The organism is Ochrobactrum sp. P6BSIII, assembly GCF_014138065.1.
Taxonomy (GTDB): Bacteria; Pseudomonadota; Alphaproteobacteria; order Rhizobiales; family Rhizobiaceae; genus Brucella.
This window is the reverse complement of sequence record NZ_JACGXB010000003.1, coordinates 43,639-61,287: the sequence shown is the minus strand read 5'-3', so window position 1 is coordinate 61,287 and position 17,649 is coordinate 43,639. Positions and strand designations below refer to the sequence as shown.

Genomic DNA, 17,649 nt, shown 5'->3' with positions numbered 1-17,649 from the left:
TTAGTGTCAGATTTTATTGCCGATTGGAAAGCCGGTTGAAGCTTTTCTCACCGGCATATCTTCGGTCGGGATGATCCAGCCGCCGCAGATCGCGATACGAACCTCGTCGCCCTCTTCCAGCCGAACCGGATCGCGTACTTCGAAATGAAGGGCAATTTCCGGCTTGGTTATGACTTCGGCCTCAATGCGCGAACCACCGCCGCGATAAACAGAACGCTTCACGCGAACCGGAATTCCACCGGTTTCGGTGAGTTTCAGATCGGCAGCCCGCACGCAGAGCTGTGCATTGGCGCGCGGCATTTCAATGCCCGAACACCGCACCTGCGTGCGGCTGCCCAGCACCAGCGCTTCGCAATGGCCCGCTTGCGCAAAAGACACCACTTCAGCAGGCAGAACCATGCCATGGGCGATGAAGGAGGCCACCATTTCACTGGCAGGTTCTTCATAGAGCTTTCGCGGCGTATCGAACTGCTGAAGCTTGCCGTGATCCAGCACAGCGATGCGGTCGGCAAGCGCCATGGCTTCCGCCTGATCATGGGTGATGTAGATGATCGTCGTACCGGTGCGCTTGTGGAAAGCGGCGAACTCGTCTTCCATCGAGGCGCGCAGATGCACGTCGAGATTGGCCAGCGGCTCATCGAACAGCACCAGCGAGGGCGCCGCCACCAGACAGCGGGCGAGCGCCACGCGCTGGCGTTGTCCGCCGGAGAGGTTGGCGGGACGACGATCACCGAAACCGTCGAGATCGACCAGCGCAAGCGCTTGCCTCACCCGGCGCTCCCGCTCGGCCCTGGCGACCTTGGCAACGCGCAGACTGTAGCCAACATTTTCCGCCACGGTCATATGCGGCCAGAGCGCATAATTCTGGAAGACGATGCCGACCTGCCGCTTTTCTGGCGGCACATTGCCGCCTGCATGGGAGACGCAGCTGTCGCCGATGTTGATTTCACCGCCATCGACTTCCTCGAAGCCCGCAATCATACGTAACAACGTGGTTTTGCCGCAGCCGGAAGGTCCGAGAATGGCAACGAACTCGCCGTCATTTACATCCAGCGTCACGCCGGACAGAGCCTGAAACCCGTTGAACGTCTTGGATACCTGGTCGATCTTCAGTCGCGCCATGGCAGGACTCCGTTTGGAAGACGCCGCGCAAACAGATTTGTTGCAAGCATCAGCATGAATGTCACCGCAACGGCCACAATGGATAGAGCAGCCGCATAGGCGGAATCACCCGCCTGTTCGAAAGAAAACATCACCACACCCAGCGTTTCCGATCCCGACGCCCAGAGAAGCGCCGAAACCGTCAGTTCGCAAAACGCGGTCATGAAGATGAGCACGCCGCCTGCAAGCGTCGCCGGTGCGACAAGAGGAAATATAATCGTGCGCAGCCGATAGAAAAGCCCCGCACCTGCAACGCGTGCCGCCTCCTCCATCGCGCGATCAATCTGGTGCAGACCGGCAACCGTTGGCCGCAGCGCCAGCACGAAGAAGCGCGCGAGATAGGCGAACAGGATGATCCAGAGCGTATTGTACAGGCTGACGCCGATCACAGGCAGCGGTTTCAGGAACAGCAGCAGACAGGCAATGGCCAGCACGACGCCGGGAAGCGCATAGGGCAGCTCGGCGGCAAAATTGAGCACCGGGGTCCAGCGCCGTTTGCGCCAAGCCAGCATATAGGCGAGCGGCACGGCGATCAGAACGGCAAAAAGTGCTGCGATCAGCGACAGCAGGATGCTGTTGCCGAAGGCCCGCGCCGCTCCACCATGTTCCATGAGCACGAAGCGGAAATTTTCAAATGTCGCAGTCGCGAAAGTCAGCGGCACGCCATAGGCCGGGACCAGCGCCGACAGCGTCAACCCGATCAATGGCAGCGCGAGTACAACGACAATCATCAGCCATGCCACAACTTCCGCCAGAAGACGCCAGGGGCCGAGCGCGAAAGGGGCAGCGGGCAAGGATGTGGAGACGATGCGGAAATCGCGTCTGCGCGATGCATAATCCTGCGCTGCGATACCCGCCATAGCGATCAGCCCGATCAGCACCGATAATACGGCAACGCTCGACAGGACCGATGGCCCGCCACCGGCAAGACGTTGATAAATCAGCGTTGGCAGGACGAGATAATTCGATGGAATACCGAGAAAAGCCGGAATACCGAAATTGCCGACACAGGAGACAAAGGCCAGAGCGGCAGCACCGATGATCGATGGTGTCATCAACGGCAATATGATGGTGCGCAGCACGGTCCATTTGCTCGCACCTGCGCTCAAACCGGCCTCGACCAGTTCACGCGGCAGTTTGCGCAAGCCTGCCCGCACGATGAGGAAAACCAGCGGCCCATATTGCACGCCGAGCAGAAAGATAATGCCCCAGACGGAATAGAGCGGATTGCGGCTGCCAAGCGGCGGAGCCATGCCCAGGAGTTTCAGAAACTGGCTCGACGGCCCGAACAGCTGGAGCCAGGCCAGCGCCGTCACCTGCGGTGCGATCAACAGCGGCGTTACATAGAAAAGCACGAAGACATTGCGGCCGCGCATATTGGTGAGGCCCACTAGCAGCGCCGCGGCAATGCCGAAGGCAAGTGCCAGCAACGTGCCGCCAATGCCGATTTGCAGGGAATGCCACGTCGCAACCCATGTCGACTGGCTGCCCAGCGTCTCAACCAGAACCGATGTTGAAAACTGCCCCTGCGGCGCAACAAGCTCCACCAGCAGTCGGCCCATCGGGAGAAGCGACAGAACCGCCACGATCAGTGTTACGCCAACAATCAGGGCCGCATCGCGGCCCTGAAGGTCTTTCATGATACGCATCGAAATGCCTTATCCGCCAAACAGCTCGGAGAACTGCTTCTTGTCGGCATCAGTCTGATCGAGAACCTTCTGGGTGTCGATAGACATGATGTTGATCTTGGTGCCTTCCGGCAGCCAGGCAGGACGGCCAACGCCTTCCTTGGCAGGCAGATAGCCCTGATCCAGCGCCAGCTTCTGGCCGTCGTCGGAGAGGATGAAGTCAACGAACTTCTTGGCGCCATCGACATTCTTGGCAGTGGCCATGATGGCGACCGGCTCGGTCACGGCAGGCACGCCTTCCGACGGGAACACGAACTCGACCGGCGAGCCCTTGGCCTTGGCGTTGAGCGCCATGAAGTCGACGAGGATGCCGTAAGGCTTTTCACCGCTGGCAACAGACTTCAGCACAGCGCCGTTGCCCTTCACGCTTGCCAGTTCATTGGCCTTGAGATTCTTGAAGTAATCCCAGCCCAGATCCTTGTTGAGTGCAAAACCGCTCAGCAGGTAAGCCGCCGCGCCCGAATAAAGCGGGCTCGGCATGACCACCTGGCCCTTATAATCGGCCTTGGCGAGATCAGCCCAATGTTCCGGCTTCTGCGATGCGCCGGTATTATAGGCAATGCCGGTGGTGATCAGCTTGGAGCCGAAATAGGTCTTGTCGGCGTCATAGGCGTCGGCTGCAAAACCATTGACCTTGGCTTCCGGATAGGCGAGCAGACGCTTGTCCTTCTTCAGGCCTTCCATGGTCACCGCATCGGCGATCAGCAGCACGTCTGGCTGCGGCGCACCGGCGGAAAATTCAGCGGCAAGCTTGGTGAGGAGTTCGCTTGTGCCGGAGCGGAAAATCTGCACTTCCGTTTCCGGATTGGCCTTGCGGAAAGCCTCGACGGTTTTGGTCGCATCCGCTTCAGGCTGCGAGGTATAAAGCGTCAGCGTGTCGGCCTGTGCCACAGCGATGGATAGAGCAAGAAGCGCAGGTACGGCAACGGCCCGCTTCAGCATCTTGTTCATGGGGTTTGCTCCTCGAATTTCGGTGTAATGCTCGCCAGCATGGCCGGCAATGCCAGCGCAGCCCTGCCGCGTGCGAACTGATAGCGCGCAGATACTGTTATGGCGATAGGCACGATCATTTCTATTCATGCTGCACCTGTCAAACATCCTGCGCCGTAAAGTCGGAAAGCAAAAAAGCCTTCCGGCGGAATCACGTCCATCGGAAGGCTTTTAAGGCATTGAATGTTCATGGCCATCAGCGATCCGCATCTCTCCAATCTGGAGACGATGCGCATCGCAATAGAGGATTTGCGCTGCGGTTTTATGACAAGCCGCAGGGGTGCAGAAAAATCAAATTACCATTTCTGCGACATGGGCGATCTGCGCGCCTGCTTCGTAGTAAGCTTCGCGAACACCACGGAAATTCTGCGCCTTCGGATCGCTGACCGGCAGTGGCAGATCGTCTTCCTGGATTTCGCCCGAAACGAGCTGCGACAGGATCTTGCCGAACACGGTGCCCGGCACGATGCCGCGACCATTATAGCCGGAGAAGCCGACCACATTGCGCGCCAGACGATGGAACTTCGGCAGGCTGTCATTGGTCATGCCGATCTTGCCATACCATTCCGCTTCGAACTCGACATTGCCGATCTGCGGGAACAGGCGCTTGAGCGACTTCTTCGCCCAGGCCTTGTGCACGGAAGCGCCTGTATTGCGCAGGGCGCCGACGCTGCCGAACACCAGACGGCCCTGTTGGTCGAAACGGAAGGACGACAGAACTTCCTTCGTGTCCCACGCGCCCTGACGTTCCGGCAGAATGCTCTTTTTCAGATTGTCGGAGAGCGGCGTGGTTGCAAAATTGAAATAAGGCAGATGCACCAGTTCGGCGCGGACTTCAGCCCATGGCGCATTGGTGTAGGCATTGGTGGCAACGACCACCCAGTCAGCCGTGACCGAACCCTTGGCGGTCTTGACGGTCCATTTGCCGTTCTTTTCTTCAGCACCGACCACCGGGCTGCCCGTGAAAATCTGTGCGCCTGCACCAACTGCCGCATGGGCCAGACCGCGCACATAGGCCAGCGGCTGGATCGTACCCGCACGCAGATCAAGCAACGAACCGGCATAGGCCTTGGTGCCGACCTTGGCTTCGGTTTCCCTGGCGTCGAGCAGTTTCACATTGGCGCCACGACGCGCCCATTGCTCACAGCGGTCTTCCAGTTCCTTCAGACCCTTCGCGCCCACGGCGCAATGCAGCGTGCCCTGCTTTTCGACTTCGCAGGCAATCTTGTTTTTCTCGATGATTTCGAAAACCAGCTTCGGGCCATTGCCCAGAACATCGAGCAGACGCGCACCGTATTTTTCGCCGAGAACACCCGGCAGATCATCGGGCATCACCCACATGCCGGCGTTGACCAGACCCACATTGCGACCCGAACCGCCAAAGCCGATCTCAATACCTTCAAGGACGATCGCCTTCACGCCCTTTTCCGCCAGATGCAAAGCCGTGGAAAGACCGGAGAAACCGCCGCCCACAATCACCACGTCGGCCGTCAGGTCGCCTTGCAGCGACGTGGTCTTCGGAGCAGCCGGAGCGGTCTTTTCCCAAAGACCATGAGAGCGCGGATCGTTCAACATTGAGAGCAACCATTTCATATATTGGAAAACGGGCTAGCCACCCGACTGCATCTATTTCACGTCGCGAAAGCCGGATGGACAGCGCTAATTGCGCAACAATTCATTCCGGTTTGGAATGAACCAGTGCCGAATAGTCCGTATTGCCCACCTGCCCGGCGATCCACTGGCAGAATACCTGGGTCAGCGGGTTCTCCAGTTTTCCTTCCGGCACAACGAGATAATAGTCATTCTCCGTGCGCATGGGCTTTTCGAAAAGCAGCACCAGATCGCCATCGCGCAGCTCCTGCTCGATCAGATAAAGCGGCAGAAGCGCAAAGCCGAGACTAGCCAGAGCCGCCCCGATCACCATCGAAAACTGGTCGAAACGGTGCCCCCGATAAGCGGACTGCCCTTCGACGCCGCAGCTTTCGAACCATTGCGCCCACATTTTCGGACGTGTCGCGAGATGCAGAAGCGGCTCGCTTTCCAGATCTTCCGGCGCGGCCGGATGGCGCGCTTCCAGCAGGCGCGGGCTTGCGACGGGCACAATCACCTCGCTGCACAGGAAAGTGCAGGTTGCGTGCGCCCAAACCGGCTGCCCATAGTGAATGGCAAGATCGTGCGGCTGTTCCTCGAAATCAAAAACGCCCGAACGCGACGCCACATTGATGGCAATGCCCGGATGTTTCTCGACAAAATCGGGAATGCGCGGCATCAGCCAGCGCGTGCCGAATGTCGGCAGGGTTGCGACGCTGAAGGACGATGTGGACTGCGCCGAGGCCATCGCGCGCAACATCGTATCTTCGGTCTGGTTGAGAAGACGCCGGACTTCCGGCAGAAACTTGCGCCCCGCATCGGACAGGAGAATGCGCTGGCGGATACGCTCGAACAGAAGCACGCCGAGCTGGCTTTCCAGATCCTTGATCTGACGGCTGACGGCGCTCTGGGTGAGATTGAGTTCATTGGCCGCCTGGGTGAAGCTGCCATGCCGCGCAGCACATTCAAAGGCTTGCAAAGTGGCGATGTCCGGAATCAGTCTCCTGCTTAGCTTCATTCCAATCTCGCATTAACATAGTTGCTTTCGGCGCAATCATAACCGGAAAGCGGCTGATATGATACATTTTCATCATAATCCCGTCATGTTTTCGCAATGCTGAATATGACCCCTACCAAGACGATCCAAGTTCTACGGAAGCATACGCCATGAACGCGCAGAAATTCGTATCGCCAGACGCCATTCGCTCCGCCTTTTCGGCTGCGATGTCCGGCATGTACAAGCAAGAAGTGCCTGCCTACGGCACCCTGATGGAACTCGTCGCAGATGTGAACGCCAAGGTTCTGGCGGACGACAGCCATCTGCACGAACGCCTGACGGAAACCGACTCACTGGAGCGTATTTCCGAAGAGCGTCATGGCGCTATTCGCCTCGGCACCGCTGCTGAACTTTTCATGATGCGCCGCGTCTTCGCGGTCATGGGCATGTTCCCGGTCGGCTATTACGACCTGAGCGCGGCTGGCGTTCCCGTTCACTCCACCGCTTTCCGTCCGATTGACGATGCCGCACTGAAGCACAATCCGTTCCGCGTCTTCACCTCGCTCTTGCGTCTCGACCTCATCGCCGACGAGAAGCTGCGTGCGGAGTCGGAAGACGTTCTGGCCAAGCGCAACATCTTCACCGCGGGCGCGGTAGTGCTCGTCGAGAAGGCAGAAGCCGAAGGCGGCCTCAATGATGCCGACGCCAAGGCGTTCGTGGCCGAAGTGCTGGAAACCTTCCGCTGGCACGATCACGCCAATGTCTCGACCGAGCTTTACCATCGCCTGCATGATGCACACCGCCTGATTGCCGACGTTGTTTCGTTCAAGGGCCCGCACATCAACCATCTGACACCGCGCACGCTCGACATCGACGCCGTGCAGGACCAGATGCCGGAACGGGGCATCAATCCGAAGGCTGTCGTCGAAGGCCCGCCAACCCGCAAGTGCCCGATCCTCCTGCGCCAGACCTCGTTCAAGGCGCTGGAAGAAGAAGTATCCTTCATCGGCAGCGACGGTCAGTGGACCCCCGGCTCGCACACCGCCCGCTTCGGTGAAATCGAACAGCGCGGCATTGCCCTGACGCCAAAGGGGCGCGGTCTTTACGACAAGCTTCTCAACGACACCCGCGCCATTGCCCGTCCGGCCCCGGATGGCTCCAATGCAAGCACCTATGTGAAGGCACTGAGCGACACGTTCGCAGCTTTCCCGGACACATGGGCTGGCATTCGTGAAGCGGGCCTCGGCTACTTCGCCTATTCGGTCAAGGACGCCGCAAAGCTTGCAAGCTTCAAGCCGAACACCGATATCGAGCTTCTTGTAGCCGCTGGCGCGGTTCAGTTCGACCCGCTGACCTATGAAGACTTCCTGCCGGTCAGTGCTGCCGGTATATTCCAGTCCAATCTGGGCGATGACGACACGCAGGAATTCGTGGAAAGCCCGAACCAGAAGCGCTTTGAAGAAGACCTTGGCGCCAAGGTTCTCAACGAATTCGAGCATTACGCCCGTATCGAACGTGAATCCATCGAAGCCGTACAGGCCCGCCTCGGCGGCCTTGAAGCGGCAGAGTAAAGTTAAGACATAGAGAGGAAAGCTATGAACACCGCTGTCAGAAAAGTCGACGTGAAGAAGGAAGCCGCAGAGCTTCTCGCCAAGCTCGGTGTTGACGCTGCCGTTTACACCGCAGGCAACCTTGCTGGTTTCAGCCCGGTCTCGGGCGAGCAGATCGCATCCGTCAAGACCCACAGCAAGGACGACGCTGCCAAGATCATCGACAAGGGCGATGAAGCCTTTCGCGCCTGGCGCAACGTTCCGGCACCGAAGCGCGGCGAACTGATCCGCCTTCTGGGCGAAGAACTGCGCGCTTCCAAGGAAGATCTCGGCCGCCTCGTTTCGATCGAAGCTGGCAAGATCACTTCGGAAGGCCTCGGCGAAGTGCAGGAAATGATCGACATCTGCGATTTCGCTGTCGGTCTGTCGCGCCAGCTCTACGGCTTGACGATTGCAACCGAACGCGCCGGCCATCGCATGATGGAAACCTGGCATCCGCTCGGTGTTGTCGGCGTCATCTCCGCCTTCAACTTCCCTGTGGCCGTCTGGTCGTGGAACGCGGCTCTCGCCATCGTTTGCGGCAACTCGGTTGTCTGGAAGCCGTCTGAAAAGACCCTCCTCACGGCTCTCGCCTGCGATGCGATCTTCCAGCGCGCCCTCAAGCGTTTCGGCGATGCACCGGAAGGCCTCTCGCAGGTACTGCTCGGCGACCGCGAAATCGGCGAAGTCCTCGTGGACAGCCCGAAGGTTCCGGTTCTCTCGGCCACCGGCTCGACCCGCATGGGCCGCGAAGTCGGTCCGCGTCTTGCCAAGCGTTTCGCTCGCGCGATCCTCGAACTCGGCGGCAACAATGCCGGTATCGTCTGCCCGTCGGCCGATCTCGACATGGCGCTGCGCGCAATTGCTTTCGGCGCCATGGGCACCGCTGGCCAGCGCTGCACGACGCTGCGTCGCCTGTTCGTTCATGAAAGCGTTTATGACGCTCTCGTCCCGCGCCTGCAGAAGGCCTATGCCAGCGTTTCCGTCGGCTCGCCGCTTGAAACCACTGCTCTGGTCGGCCCGTTGATCGACAAGGTTGCCTTCGACAACATGCAGAAGGCCCTCAAGGAAGCTTCCGCTCACGGCGGTAAGGTTCAGGGTGGTGAGCGCGTCGATAGCGGCCATGAAAACGCTTACTATGTGCGTCCGGCCATCGTCGAAATGCCAAAGCAGGAAGGCCCGGTTCTCGAAGAAACCTTCGCTCCGATCCTTTATGTGATGAAGTATTCCGATTTCGACGACGTTCTGGCGAGCCATAACGAAGTCGGCGCAGGCCTGTCGTCCTCGATCTTCACGCTGAACCTGCAGGAAGCAGAGCGCTTCCTCTCGGCTGAAGGTTCGGATTGCGGCATCGCCAACGTCAATATCGGCACCTCGGGCGCCGAAATCGGCGGTGCATTCGGCGGCGAAAAGGAAACCGGCGGCGGTCGTGAATCCGGTTCGGATGCGTGGAAGGGCTATATGCGCCGCGCAACCAACACGATCAACTATTCGAAGGCTCTCCCGCTCGCACAGGGTGTTTCCTTCGACATCGACTGATCTTGATCAACGGTCAAAAGAAAACCCCGCTCCGGCGGGGTTTTTTTATATCAGCACGTTTCACTCCGAGGCTTCGCCCGGATGTCGAAGAGTTTGGCGTAACCGCTCGCTACTTGGGGATACCGGAACACATCCAGTGATTGCTTGTCTGCAAGCATTGTCCATCACACTTCGATTCACACTCGCTCTGTGTGGAAACAAAGTCGCCGTCTTTCAATTTGCCATCCCCAGCATAAGCATGACTGACAATATTGAACGAAAGCATTGCGAAGAAAAATAAAAAATATTTTTTCATAATCCCACTCCAAATAAATTTTACAATTTACCTTTTATATTATTGCCCTGCACAATCTATTCCAACAATTCATGATCAATTATCAGATAGCAAAAAGGCGGCTCAATGAGCCGCCTTTTATATTTATCCAATGGCAATATCAGCCCATGCGTTCCGACGCGAACGAGCCAGGACTCGCCGGAAAGACCACGGTACGGTTGCCGTTGAGGAATGAACGGTGGTGGATGTGGGCGTGGACTGCACGCGCCAGCACCTGCGCCTCGACATCGCGACCGATGGAAACATAATCGGCAGCGCTCTGCGCGTGCGTGATGCGCGCCACGTCCTGCTCGATGATCGGGCCTTCGTCGAGATCGGCGGTGACGTAATGCGCCGTCGCGCCGATCAGCTTCACGCCGCGCTCATAGGCCTGCTTGTAAGGGTTCGCGCCCTTGAAAGACGGCAGGAAGGAGTGATGAATATTGATGATCTTGCCCGACATCTGCTTGCAAAGCTGGTCGGACAGAACCTGCATGTAGCGCGCCAGAACGACCAGCTCCGTGCCGGTATCGTTGACGATATCCATCAGGCGTTGTTCGGCTTCGGGCTTGTTGGCCTTGGTGACGGCTACATGGTGGAACGGAATGTCGTGGTTCACGACGACCTTCTGGTAGTCAAAATGGTTCGACACCACGCCGACAATATCGATCGGCAGCGCGCCGATCTTCCAGCGATAGAGCAGATCATTGAGGCAATGGCCGAAGCGCGAGACCATCAAAAGCGTCTTGGTGCGCTTGGCGTTGTCATGGAAATCGAAATCCATTTCAAACGGCGCTGCGACGGGCTGGAAGCCTTCGCTCAGGGTCTCGAGCGCCACGCCTTCTTCCGAAATGAAACTGACGCGCATGAAGAAACGACCCGTATCGAGATCGTCGAACTGGGCGCTATCAATGATGTTGCAACCCTTGGCCGCAAGATAACCCGAAATTGCAGCAACGATGCCGCGGGTGGACTTGCAGGTGACGGTCAGGACAAAATTATGCATCGGACTTCCTCAGTTTTCGAAGGCGCAAGCCAAAGCGCGCGCCTTGAAACTAGTTCACGATGCGGTCTCCGCCATGCCAGAATGCGTAATGCACTGACCGGATTGCGCTATCAAGCAACTTTGGAAGAAAGATTGCTCTTATTTGATCAAAGATGCGGATTGCGATCCCTATACCGCGCGACCAGTTCCCGGTTCACGTCACCGGAGCCCGGCATATTGGCGCTGAGATAGACCGGAGCGGCACCATCATCCACGAGACGGGATGCGACATCGGCAAAGATCGCATTCAGGATCGTCACGCCAAGCGCGGTGGAAACCGGTCCCACCTTCAGGGCGCTGCCCTCCACTTCCAGCACGGCATCACCCGCAGGCGCATCATTGTCGAGAACGACATCCGCGAGCGAAAGCAGCTGTGTGCGTCCCTTGGCAATCGCGCTGGAATAGGTAACGGAAGTGACCGCGATCACCGCCGCCCCCTTCTCGCGAGCATAGCGCGCCGCTTCGATTGGCGCGGCATTGACGCCGGAATTGGAAACGACGATCAACACGTCGCCCGCCCGAATGCCATAGCGATCGAGGATCGGCAGCACCGCGCCTTCGATCCGCTCGAAATGCGAGCTGGCAACTGCACCATCCTGCAACATGATCGCGCCGCAGAGGATCGGCACGGTGATCGCCAGACCACCGGCGCGATAATGCAACTCTTCCGCCATCATGTGGGAATGGCCGGTGCCGAACACATAGACTCGGCGGTCAGCGCGTGCGGCGGCGGCAATCAGGTCGGCTGCCTTTTCCATCGGCTCGGCCAGGCGGTCACGCAGGCTCGTCAGACGGGCAATCAGATCGTTGAAATAGCGGTCTGTTATAGCTGTCATCTGCTTTCCCCTCACCCGGCTGCCTGTTTCACGCCGGAGCGCCAGGTTGTCTTCGCAAACAACCCATCATCAAGATGCACCGCATCCATGCGCATGCCCGGACGCAGCAATCCGCGATCTGCAAGCCGCAGATACCGTGCCGGATAATGGCTCGCCATGCGCAGGGCTTCGGCCAGCGTCAGCTCCAGTTCGGCCACGCCGAAGCGCACCGCCGAGGCCATATCGAGGTCGGAACCGGCAATGGTGCCATCGGACAGGATCAGCTTGGGGCAGATGCCGCCCGGCACGCGGTGCACGGCGCGACCATTGATTTCAAAACTGGTCGCATTGGAGCCGACCAGCGACATCGCATCCGTCACGAAGAACAGATGGGCGTCGCCGCGCTTGGCGCGCAGCGCCAGACGCAGCGCCATCGGATCGACATGATGACCATCGGCAACGATCCCACACCAGATATCCGGATGATCAAGCGCCGCCCCGGCAAGACCCGGCGCGCGATGGCCGATCTGGCTCATGGCGTTGAAGAGATGGGTAACGCTGCGCGCACCCGCGTCAAAGCGCTTGAAGGCTTCTTCCGCCGTCGTGTCGCTGTGGCCGATGCTGACCACAACCCCCGCATCACTCAAACGGCGCACCTGTTCGGGCGTGACCTGTTCGGCAGCGACGGTCACAAGCAAGGTGCCGATCTGCTCCGCCGTGTGGATATAAAGCGCGATATCAGCGTCATCGACCGGGCGCATCAGCTCGGCCAGATGCGCGCCCTTGCGCGCAGGTGCCAGATGCGGCCCTTCAAGATGCAGGCCTGCGACGCCTTTGTCGGCCTTCACCGCTTCGACTGCGGCCTCAATGGCGCGGTCACGCACAATCGTGGTGTCGGTAATGAGCGTCGGCAGCAGGCTGGTCGTACCGTATTTACGGTGACCTTCGGCAATCACGAACATCGTCTCAGGTGTCGGCTGATCGTTGAGCATACGCCCGCCGCCGCCATTCACCTGCGCATCGATGAAACCCGGCGCAATGACGCCACCCTTCAGGCGCTCGATCTGATGGGCCTCGCCAAGGGCTGCTTCGGGCACAATGGCTTCAACCTTGCCGTCACTGAAAACAAGGGCGGACTGGTCATGAAACCGCTCGCCATCGAAAATCCGCGCACCGGCGATTGCTGATTTTTTCGTCATACCGTCACCGTGACCTTGTTGAGATTGCGCGGCTTGTCGGGATCGAAACCCTTGCGGCGCGTCACCGCTTCAATGACGCGGTAGTAATTGATGAGCGAGACCAGCGGATCAAGATGCGGGCTGCCCGTACTGGCCGATGGCAAGCGGAAGCCCGGCGTTTCGGCATCGGACAGCGTCACAATGCTCGCGCCAAAGGAATGCAGCCGCTTCAGAGCCTGAATATTGGTGTCGAAAGCCTCATCGCGCGGCAGGAAGGAGAGGATCGGGAACCCCTCCTCAACCAGTCGCATTGGACCGTGCATCAGCTCGGCCAGTGAGAAAGCCTCGGCGTGGATATTGGCGGTTTCCTTGGCCTTCAGGGCAGCTTCCAGCGCAATGGCATAGGCAGTGCCGCGACCGCCCGTATAAAGCGAGCGCGCATTGAACAGAAGGGTCTCGACCGCTTCGCGCCCATCCGGGCGGGTTGCGGCAAGCGCTTCCGGCAGACGCTGCAAACCGGCGCGCAGATCGGCATCGCCGCTGGCAGCAGCCACCACGCCCGACAGGGCAGCAACGGCGGCAATGAAAGACTTTGTAGCCGCGACGCTCTTTTCCTCGCCAGCATTCAGCGCAAGAACCAGATCCGCCTCTTTGCCGAGCGGGCTGTCCACCACATTGACCACGGCAATCGTCGTCGCACCGCCCTTTTTGGCTGCCGCCTGTGCGGCCACGATGTCGGGGCTGGCGCCAGACTGCGAAACGGTGAAATGCACGCCGCCGGCAAGCTTCAGCTTGGAGCCGTAGACGGAAGCAACCGAAGGCCCGATCGAGGCGACCGGAATGCCCATGGTGATTTCCATCAGATATTTGAAGAATGTCGCCGCATGATCGGAAGAACCGCGGGCTGCCGTCGTGATGACCGCCGGTTCATTCTTCGCGAAAATCTTTGCGATCTCGGCCAGCGTACCGGCTTCCTTTTCCAGAAGCGTTGCAACCACCGCAGGCGATTGCTCGGTTTCCTGCAACATGAGGGATGGTTGGTTCACCATGATCATTCTCCAATTTTCAGTTCAGCGACGAAGTCATAAGCGTCGGCGCGATAATGCGAGCGGGTGTATTCGACGATACGGTCGTCATCGAGATGCGAGATGCGTTCAATCAAAAGCGCCGGAGCGCCGCGATGCACGCCGAGAAGGCGCGCTGTGCCGGGATCAAGCGTAACGGCAGTCAGTCGCTGCAAGGCGCGCACAGGCTTGTAACCGCGCCGCGCCAGCGCACCGTAAAGCGATGCTTCGTCGACACGATCCGTATCCAGATAATGGCGCGGCACCACGGCGCGCTCGAAAGCCATCGGCACGCCATCGGCGAGACGCAAACGATCGAGCCGCACAATCGACGTATCCACGCCGACGCCCAGCCGGAAGGCTTCATCCGGCGACGGCTTGTCGATACGGTTCGTCACCACGCGCGCGCCCGGCTCCTTGCCGCGCGAAAGCATGTCTTCCGAAAACGATGTCAGCCGCCACAGATGCTGGCTGATGCGCGCCGGACGTTCTGCAACGAATGTACCGCTGCCGCGCCGGGATTCAACCGCGCCTTGCGCCAGCAGTTCCTTATAGGCATTGCGCACCGTAATGCGCCCAAGCCCAAGCTCCTCGGCCAGATCACGCTCTGGCGGCAGACCAACCGCAGGGGCCAGCTTTCCCTCCTCGATCAACTCACCCAGAATACGCGCCAGATTGCGATAAAGCGGCCCCGTCCGCTGCGGATCGTGCAGGCCGCGCTCTTCAATGGAAGTGATCAAGGTGGTTCTATTCATGGTCGGCATGATAGAACCTATATAGAACCAATAGCAAGTGATGTTTTTATGAAGTACGCAAGCGCCCGTTGCAGCTGGCGATTTTGCCAGTCCATGGGCGCAACAGGGCCGCGCCCGGCGGGACGCAACCGTATAACTCTTCAAATTGGAAGCGGATTGGTTCTAGATTTTATCAACCAGCTGGCGACCGGCGGGGCTAAGTTCATACCGCGTGCGCTGGGTGCGCGGATCACGCTGCGTGATCACGATATAGCCGCCGTCTGCGCCAAGCAGGTTCACCTCGCGCAGCACCAGCGCATGCGCAACCCCCAGCACCCGTGCGAAACTCCGGCTGTCGGAGGCAACGCCCAGCGCCAGCGCGGCAATAATGCCTGCGCCAAGCGAAGACAGGTCCGGCGCATGACCGGCCAGCTTTTCGACCAGCGCCATATAGTCGGCGGCGGCTTGATCCATCAAGCGGCGACGGGCTGTACCGGCCGGAACGAGACGATCACCGATTTCGAGGTCGGCGTAAAACTCTCGTCGCCGGAGCTGCCAAGCGGCACAAGCACATTCATCTCCGGATAATAGCCAGCGATACAACCGCGTGGAATGTCATAGGGCACAAAGCGGAAATCGCGTGCGACCCGTTCCAGACCGTCAACGAAGTCGCCGACAATATCGGCGCGGTCGCCGGCCTCGACACCGATATCCGCCATGTCGAGCGGATTCATGAATACAACCTGCCGCTCGCCATAGACGCCGCGATAGCGGTCATCCATGCCGTAGATGGTCGTATTGTACTGGTCATGGCTGCGGAAGGTCTGCAACACATAACGCCCCGGTCGCCCGCGCGCCTGCTGGTGCTCGATGGCTTCCGGCAGTGCGCCGGTCCAGAAAGTGGCCTTGCCGTTCGTTGTATTCCATTCCAGTTCACGCGCCGTGTTGCGCAGATGGAAACCGCGCGGCACACGCACACGCTTGTTGAAGTCGTAGAAATCAGGCAGCACCCGCGCAATGCGGTCGCGGATCAGGTCGTAATCGTCAGCCATTTCCAGCCAGTTGACAGGCTTGGGGCCCAGCGTCGCATTGGCCATGCCCGCAATGATTGCCACTTCCGACCGCAGATGCGGCGAGGCTGGCGAATTGATGCCGCCCGATCCATGCACCATGCTCATGGAATCCTCGACCGTGACGATCTGGGCAACACCCTTGGAATTCAGGTCGATTTCGGTGCGCCCGAGACATGGCAGAATGAACGAATCCTGCCCCGGCACCAGATGCGAATGGTTGAGCTTGGTTGCGATATGCACAGTCAGACGCTGGCTCGACAGCGCTTTCGCGATGATCGGGCTGTCCGGCGTCGCGCGGGCAAAATTGCCACCGAGGCCAATAAAGGCCTGTGCCGTGCCGTCCAGCATCGCGCCAATGGCGCCGATGACATTATGGCCCGGCTCACGCGGCACATCGAAACCGAATTCCTTTTCCAGCGCATCGAGAAATGCGCGCGGCGGATTTTCGTTAATGCCAACCGTGCGGTCGCCCTGCACATTGGAATGGCCGCGCACCGGGCACAGGCCAGCGCCGGGCCTGCCGATATTGCCGCGCAACAGCATGAAATTGGTGATCTCGCGGATGGTGATCACCGAATGGCGATGCTGGGTCACGCCCATGGCCCAGGTGCAGATCACGCGCTCGGCATCCATATAGATCTGCGCGGCCCGCTCCAGAGACTGCCGCAGCAGACCGGACTGATCTTCGATCTCCTCCCAGGTCGTCGCATCCACGGCGGCGCGATAGGCCTCGAGTTCGGCGGTATGCGCGCTCAGAAAATCCCGGGCGAGAATGGACGGCTCACCTGCGGCGAGCGCTGCGTCATCCGCCGCGAATACCGCCTTTGCCATGCCGCGAAACGCCGCCAGATCACCGCCAAGACGCGGCTGGAAATAATCGCTGGCAATCGCTTCGCTGCCGCCATGCAGCATTTCGAGCTTGTTCTGCGGATCGGCAAAACGCTCCAGCCCGCGCTCGCGGATTGGATTGAACACCGCAATGCGCGCGCCACGTTCGGCAGCACGGCGCAGATCGCCCAGCATACGCGGATGATTGGTGCCGGGGTTTTGCCCGACGACGAAAATCGCGTCGGCCTGTTCGAAATCCTCAAGCAGCACCGTGCCCTTGCCGACACCGACCGACTGTTTCAGCGCCACGCCGCTGGCTTCGTGGCACATATTGGAGCAATCGGGGAAATTATTGGTGCCATAGGCACGCACGAAAAGCTGGTAGAGAAAAGCAGCCTCGTTGGAAGCGCGGCCTGACGTGTAGAACTCAACCCGGTTGGGATGATCGAACGCACGCAGAAGCGCGCCAATGCGCTCCAGAGCCACATCCCATTCAACCGCCTCATATTTGTCGGTCGCCGCATTATAGCGAAGCGGATGCGTCAGACGGCCGGTATTTTCCAGGTCGTAATCGGTCCACTTGCGCAATTGCGAAACCGTATGGTCCCGGAAGAAAGCGGGCGTGGTGCGCCGGTCGGTCGCCTCCCAGGCCACCGCCTTGACGCCGTTTTCGCAAAATTCGAAGGACGAGCCATGTTCCGGGTCGCCCCAGGCGCAACCGGGACAGTCGAAACCATCGGGCTGATTGGCCTTGAGAAGAGCACGGGCGCCCGTCAGCGGCGCACCGCTGGCCAAAAGCTGCTTGCCGCAGCTTTTCAGAGCCCCCCAGCCACCGGCAGCACTTGAGCTTTTGCCGATAAAGCCGGTTTTGGAACCCTTGCCATCCTTGCTCATGTCTCAATCCTTGTTCCACTGCGAACGTATTATGGAGAGCATTAGCATAAGCAAAATAGCCCCACCCTTCAATTGACGACCAATTGATGTCGGTGTTTTGTAGCTTCGCACTTGATTTCAGTCGCGCGATCCTTCATGCGAGTGGTCAAGA

Annotated in this window: 14 protein-coding genes; 2 read left to right on the top strand and 12 right to left on the bottom strand. The window is 59.3% G+C overall.

Features of this window, described 5'->3' with window-relative positions; genetic code table 11:
• Nucleotides 1–6: 6 nt before the first annotated feature.
• The 5 genes from FHW00_RS04625 to FHW00_RS04605 all read right to left on the bottom strand — a co-directional run bounded on the left by FHW00_RS04625 (nt 7) and on the right by FHW00_RS04605 (nt 6,447).
• A complete protein-coding gene (locus tag FHW00_RS04625) occupies nt 7–1,122 on the bottom strand; it encodes an ABC transporter ATP-binding protein (RefSeq protein WP_078338818.1) in 1,116 nt (371 codons plus the stop codon).
• Nucleotides 1,110–2,810, bottom strand: a complete 1,701-nt coding sequence (locus tag FHW00_RS04620) for an ABC transporter permease (protein WP_078338819.1) — start codon at nt 2,808–2,810, stop codon at nt 1,110–1,112. The genes FHW00_RS04625 and FHW00_RS04620 overlap by 13 nt, the downstream gene beginning before the upstream one ends.
• A 9-nt stretch (nt 2,811–2,819) precedes the next feature.
• On the bottom strand, nt 2,820–3,800 hold the full coding sequence (locus FHW00_RS04615) for an ABC transporter substrate-binding protein (protein ID WP_078338820.1): 981 nt from the start codon (nt 3,798–3,800) through the stop codon (nt 2,820–2,822).
• Nucleotides 3,801–4,130: 330 nt separating this feature from the next.
• The gene (locus FHW00_RS04610; protein WP_113533835.1) at nt 4,131–5,414 is read right to left on the bottom strand and encodes an NAD(P)/FAD-dependent oxidoreductase; all 1,284 of its coding nucleotides are present in this window, start codon (nt 5,412–5,414) and stop codon (nt 4,131–4,133) included.
• Between the two features lie 100 nt (nt 5,415–5,514).
• The gene (locus tag FHW00_RS04605) at nt 5,515–6,447 is read right to left on the bottom strand and encodes a LysR family transcriptional regulator (protein WP_078338821.1); all 933 of its coding nucleotides are present in this window, start codon (nt 6,445–6,447) and stop codon (nt 5,515–5,517) included.
• Nucleotides 6,448–6,596: 149 nt separating this feature from the next.
• Between FHW00_RS04605 and hglS the strand changes: the two genes are divergently transcribed.
• Together hglS and amaB are read left to right on the top strand one after the other, a co-directional pair.
• Nucleotides 6,597–7,997 carry a 2-oxoadipate dioxygenase/decarboxylase HglS gene (gene hglS, locus FHW00_RS04600; RefSeq protein WP_078338822.1) on the top strand — a complete coding sequence of 467 codons (1,401 nt, stop codon included), beginning with the start codon at nt 6,597–6,599 and terminating at the stop codon, nt 7,995–7,997.
• Nucleotides 7,998–8,021: 24 nt separating this feature from the next.
• Nucleotides 8,022–9,554 (top strand): L-piperidine-6-carboxylate dehydrogenase, encoded by a 1,533-nt coding sequence (gene amaB / locus FHW00_RS04595; RefSeq protein WP_078338823.1) that lies wholly within the window; start codon nt 8,022–8,024, stop codon nt 9,552–9,554.
• A 434-nt stretch (nt 9,555–9,988) separates the two neighbouring features.
• On the opposite strand, the gene purU is transcribed toward amaB, so the two are convergent.
• The 7 genes from purU to FHW00_RS04560 all read right to left on the bottom strand — a co-directional run bounded on the left by purU (nt 9,989) and on the right by FHW00_RS04560 (nt 17,498).
• Nucleotides 9,989–10,873 carry a formyltetrahydrofolate deformylase gene (gene purU / locus FHW00_RS04590; RefSeq protein ID WP_078338824.1) on the bottom strand — a complete coding sequence of 295 codons (885 nt, stop codon included), beginning with the start codon at nt 10,871–10,873 and terminating at the stop codon, nt 9,989–9,991.
• Between the two features lie 146 nt (nt 10,874–11,019).
• Complete coding sequence (locus FHW00_RS04585) at nt 11,020–11,748, bottom strand: SIS domain-containing protein (protein ID WP_078338825.1); 729 nt, start codon at nt 11,746–11,748, stop codon at nt 11,020–11,022.
• Nucleotides 11,749–11,759: 11 nt separating this feature from the next.
• Nucleotides 11,760–12,926: an N-acetylglucosamine-6-phosphate deacetylase gene (nagA, locus tag FHW00_RS04580; protein WP_078338826.1), complete on the bottom strand. Its 1,167-nt coding sequence runs from the start codon at nt 12,924–12,926 to the stop codon at nt 11,760–11,762.
• On the bottom strand, nt 12,923–13,951 hold the full coding sequence (locus FHW00_RS04575) for an SIS domain-containing protein (protein ID WP_176168319.1): 1,029 nt from the start codon (nt 13,949–13,951) through the stop codon (nt 12,923–12,925). Before FHW00_RS04575 ends, nagA begins: the two co-directional genes overlap by 4 nt.
• Nucleotides 13,952–13,956: 5 nt before the next feature.
• Nucleotides 13,957–14,724, bottom strand: coding sequence for a GntR family transcriptional regulator (locus FHW00_RS04570; protein WP_078338879.1), 768 nt, complete (start codon nt 14,722–14,724; stop codon nt 13,957–13,959).
• Between the two features lie 162 nt (nt 14,725–14,886).
• A complete protein-coding gene (locus tag FHW00_RS04565) occupies nt 14,887–15,180 on the bottom strand; it encodes a hypothetical protein (RefSeq protein WP_078338827.1) in 294 nt (97 codons plus the stop codon).
• The gene (locus FHW00_RS04560) at nt 15,177–17,498 is read right to left on the bottom strand and encodes an FdhF/YdeP family oxidoreductase (RefSeq protein ID WP_078338828.1); all 2,322 of its coding nucleotides are present in this window, start codon (nt 17,496–17,498) and stop codon (nt 15,177–15,179) included. The genes FHW00_RS04565 and FHW00_RS04560 overlap by 4 nt, the downstream gene beginning before the upstream one ends.
• Between the last annotated feature and the right edge of the window lie 151 nt (nt 17,499–17,649).

Coding starts and splice junctions, on each gene's coding strand:
- FHW00_RS04625 (WP_078338818.1), bottom strand. CDS start 1,122: ATGGCGCGACTGAAGATCGACCAGGTATCCAAGACGTTCAACGGGTTT.
- FHW00_RS04620 (WP_078338819.1), bottom strand. CDS start 2,810: ATGCGTATCATGAAAGACCTTCAGGGCCGCGATGCGGCCCTGATTGTT.
- FHW00_RS04615 (WP_078338820.1), bottom strand. CDS start 3,800: ATGAACAAGATGCTGAAGCGGGCCGTTGCCGTACCTGCGCTTCTTGCT.
- FHW00_RS04610 (WP_113533835.1), bottom strand. CDS start 5,414: ATGTTGAACGATCCGCGCTCTCATGGTCTTTGGGAAAAGACCGCTCCG.
- FHW00_RS04605 (WP_078338821.1), bottom strand. CDS start 6,447: ATGAAGCTAAGCAGGAGACTGATTCCGGACATCGCCACTTTGCAAGCC.
- hglS (WP_078338822.1), top strand. CDS start 6,597: ATGAACGCGCAGAAATTCGTATCGCCAGACGCCATTCGCTCCGCCTTT.
- amaB (WP_078338823.1), top strand. CDS start 8,022: ATGAACACCGCTGTCAGAAAAGTCGACGTGAAGAAGGAAGCCGCAGAG.
- purU (WP_078338824.1), bottom strand. CDS start 10,873: ATGCATAATTTTGTCCTGACCGTCACCTGCAAGTCCACCCGCGGCATC.
- FHW00_RS04585 (WP_078338825.1), bottom strand. CDS start 11,748: ATGACAGCTATAACAGACCGCTATTTCAACGATCTGATTGCCCGTCTG.
- nagA (WP_078338826.1), bottom strand. CDS start 12,926: ATGACGAAAAAATCAGCAATCGCCGGTGCGCGGATTTTCGATGGCGAG.
- FHW00_RS04570 (WP_078338879.1), bottom strand. CDS start 14,724: ATGAATAGAACCACCTTGATCACTTCCATTGAAGAGCGCGGCCTGCAC.
- FHW00_RS04560 (WP_078338828.1), bottom strand. CDS start 17,498: ATGAGCAAGGATGGCAAGGGTTCCAAAACCGGCTTTATCGGCAAAAGC.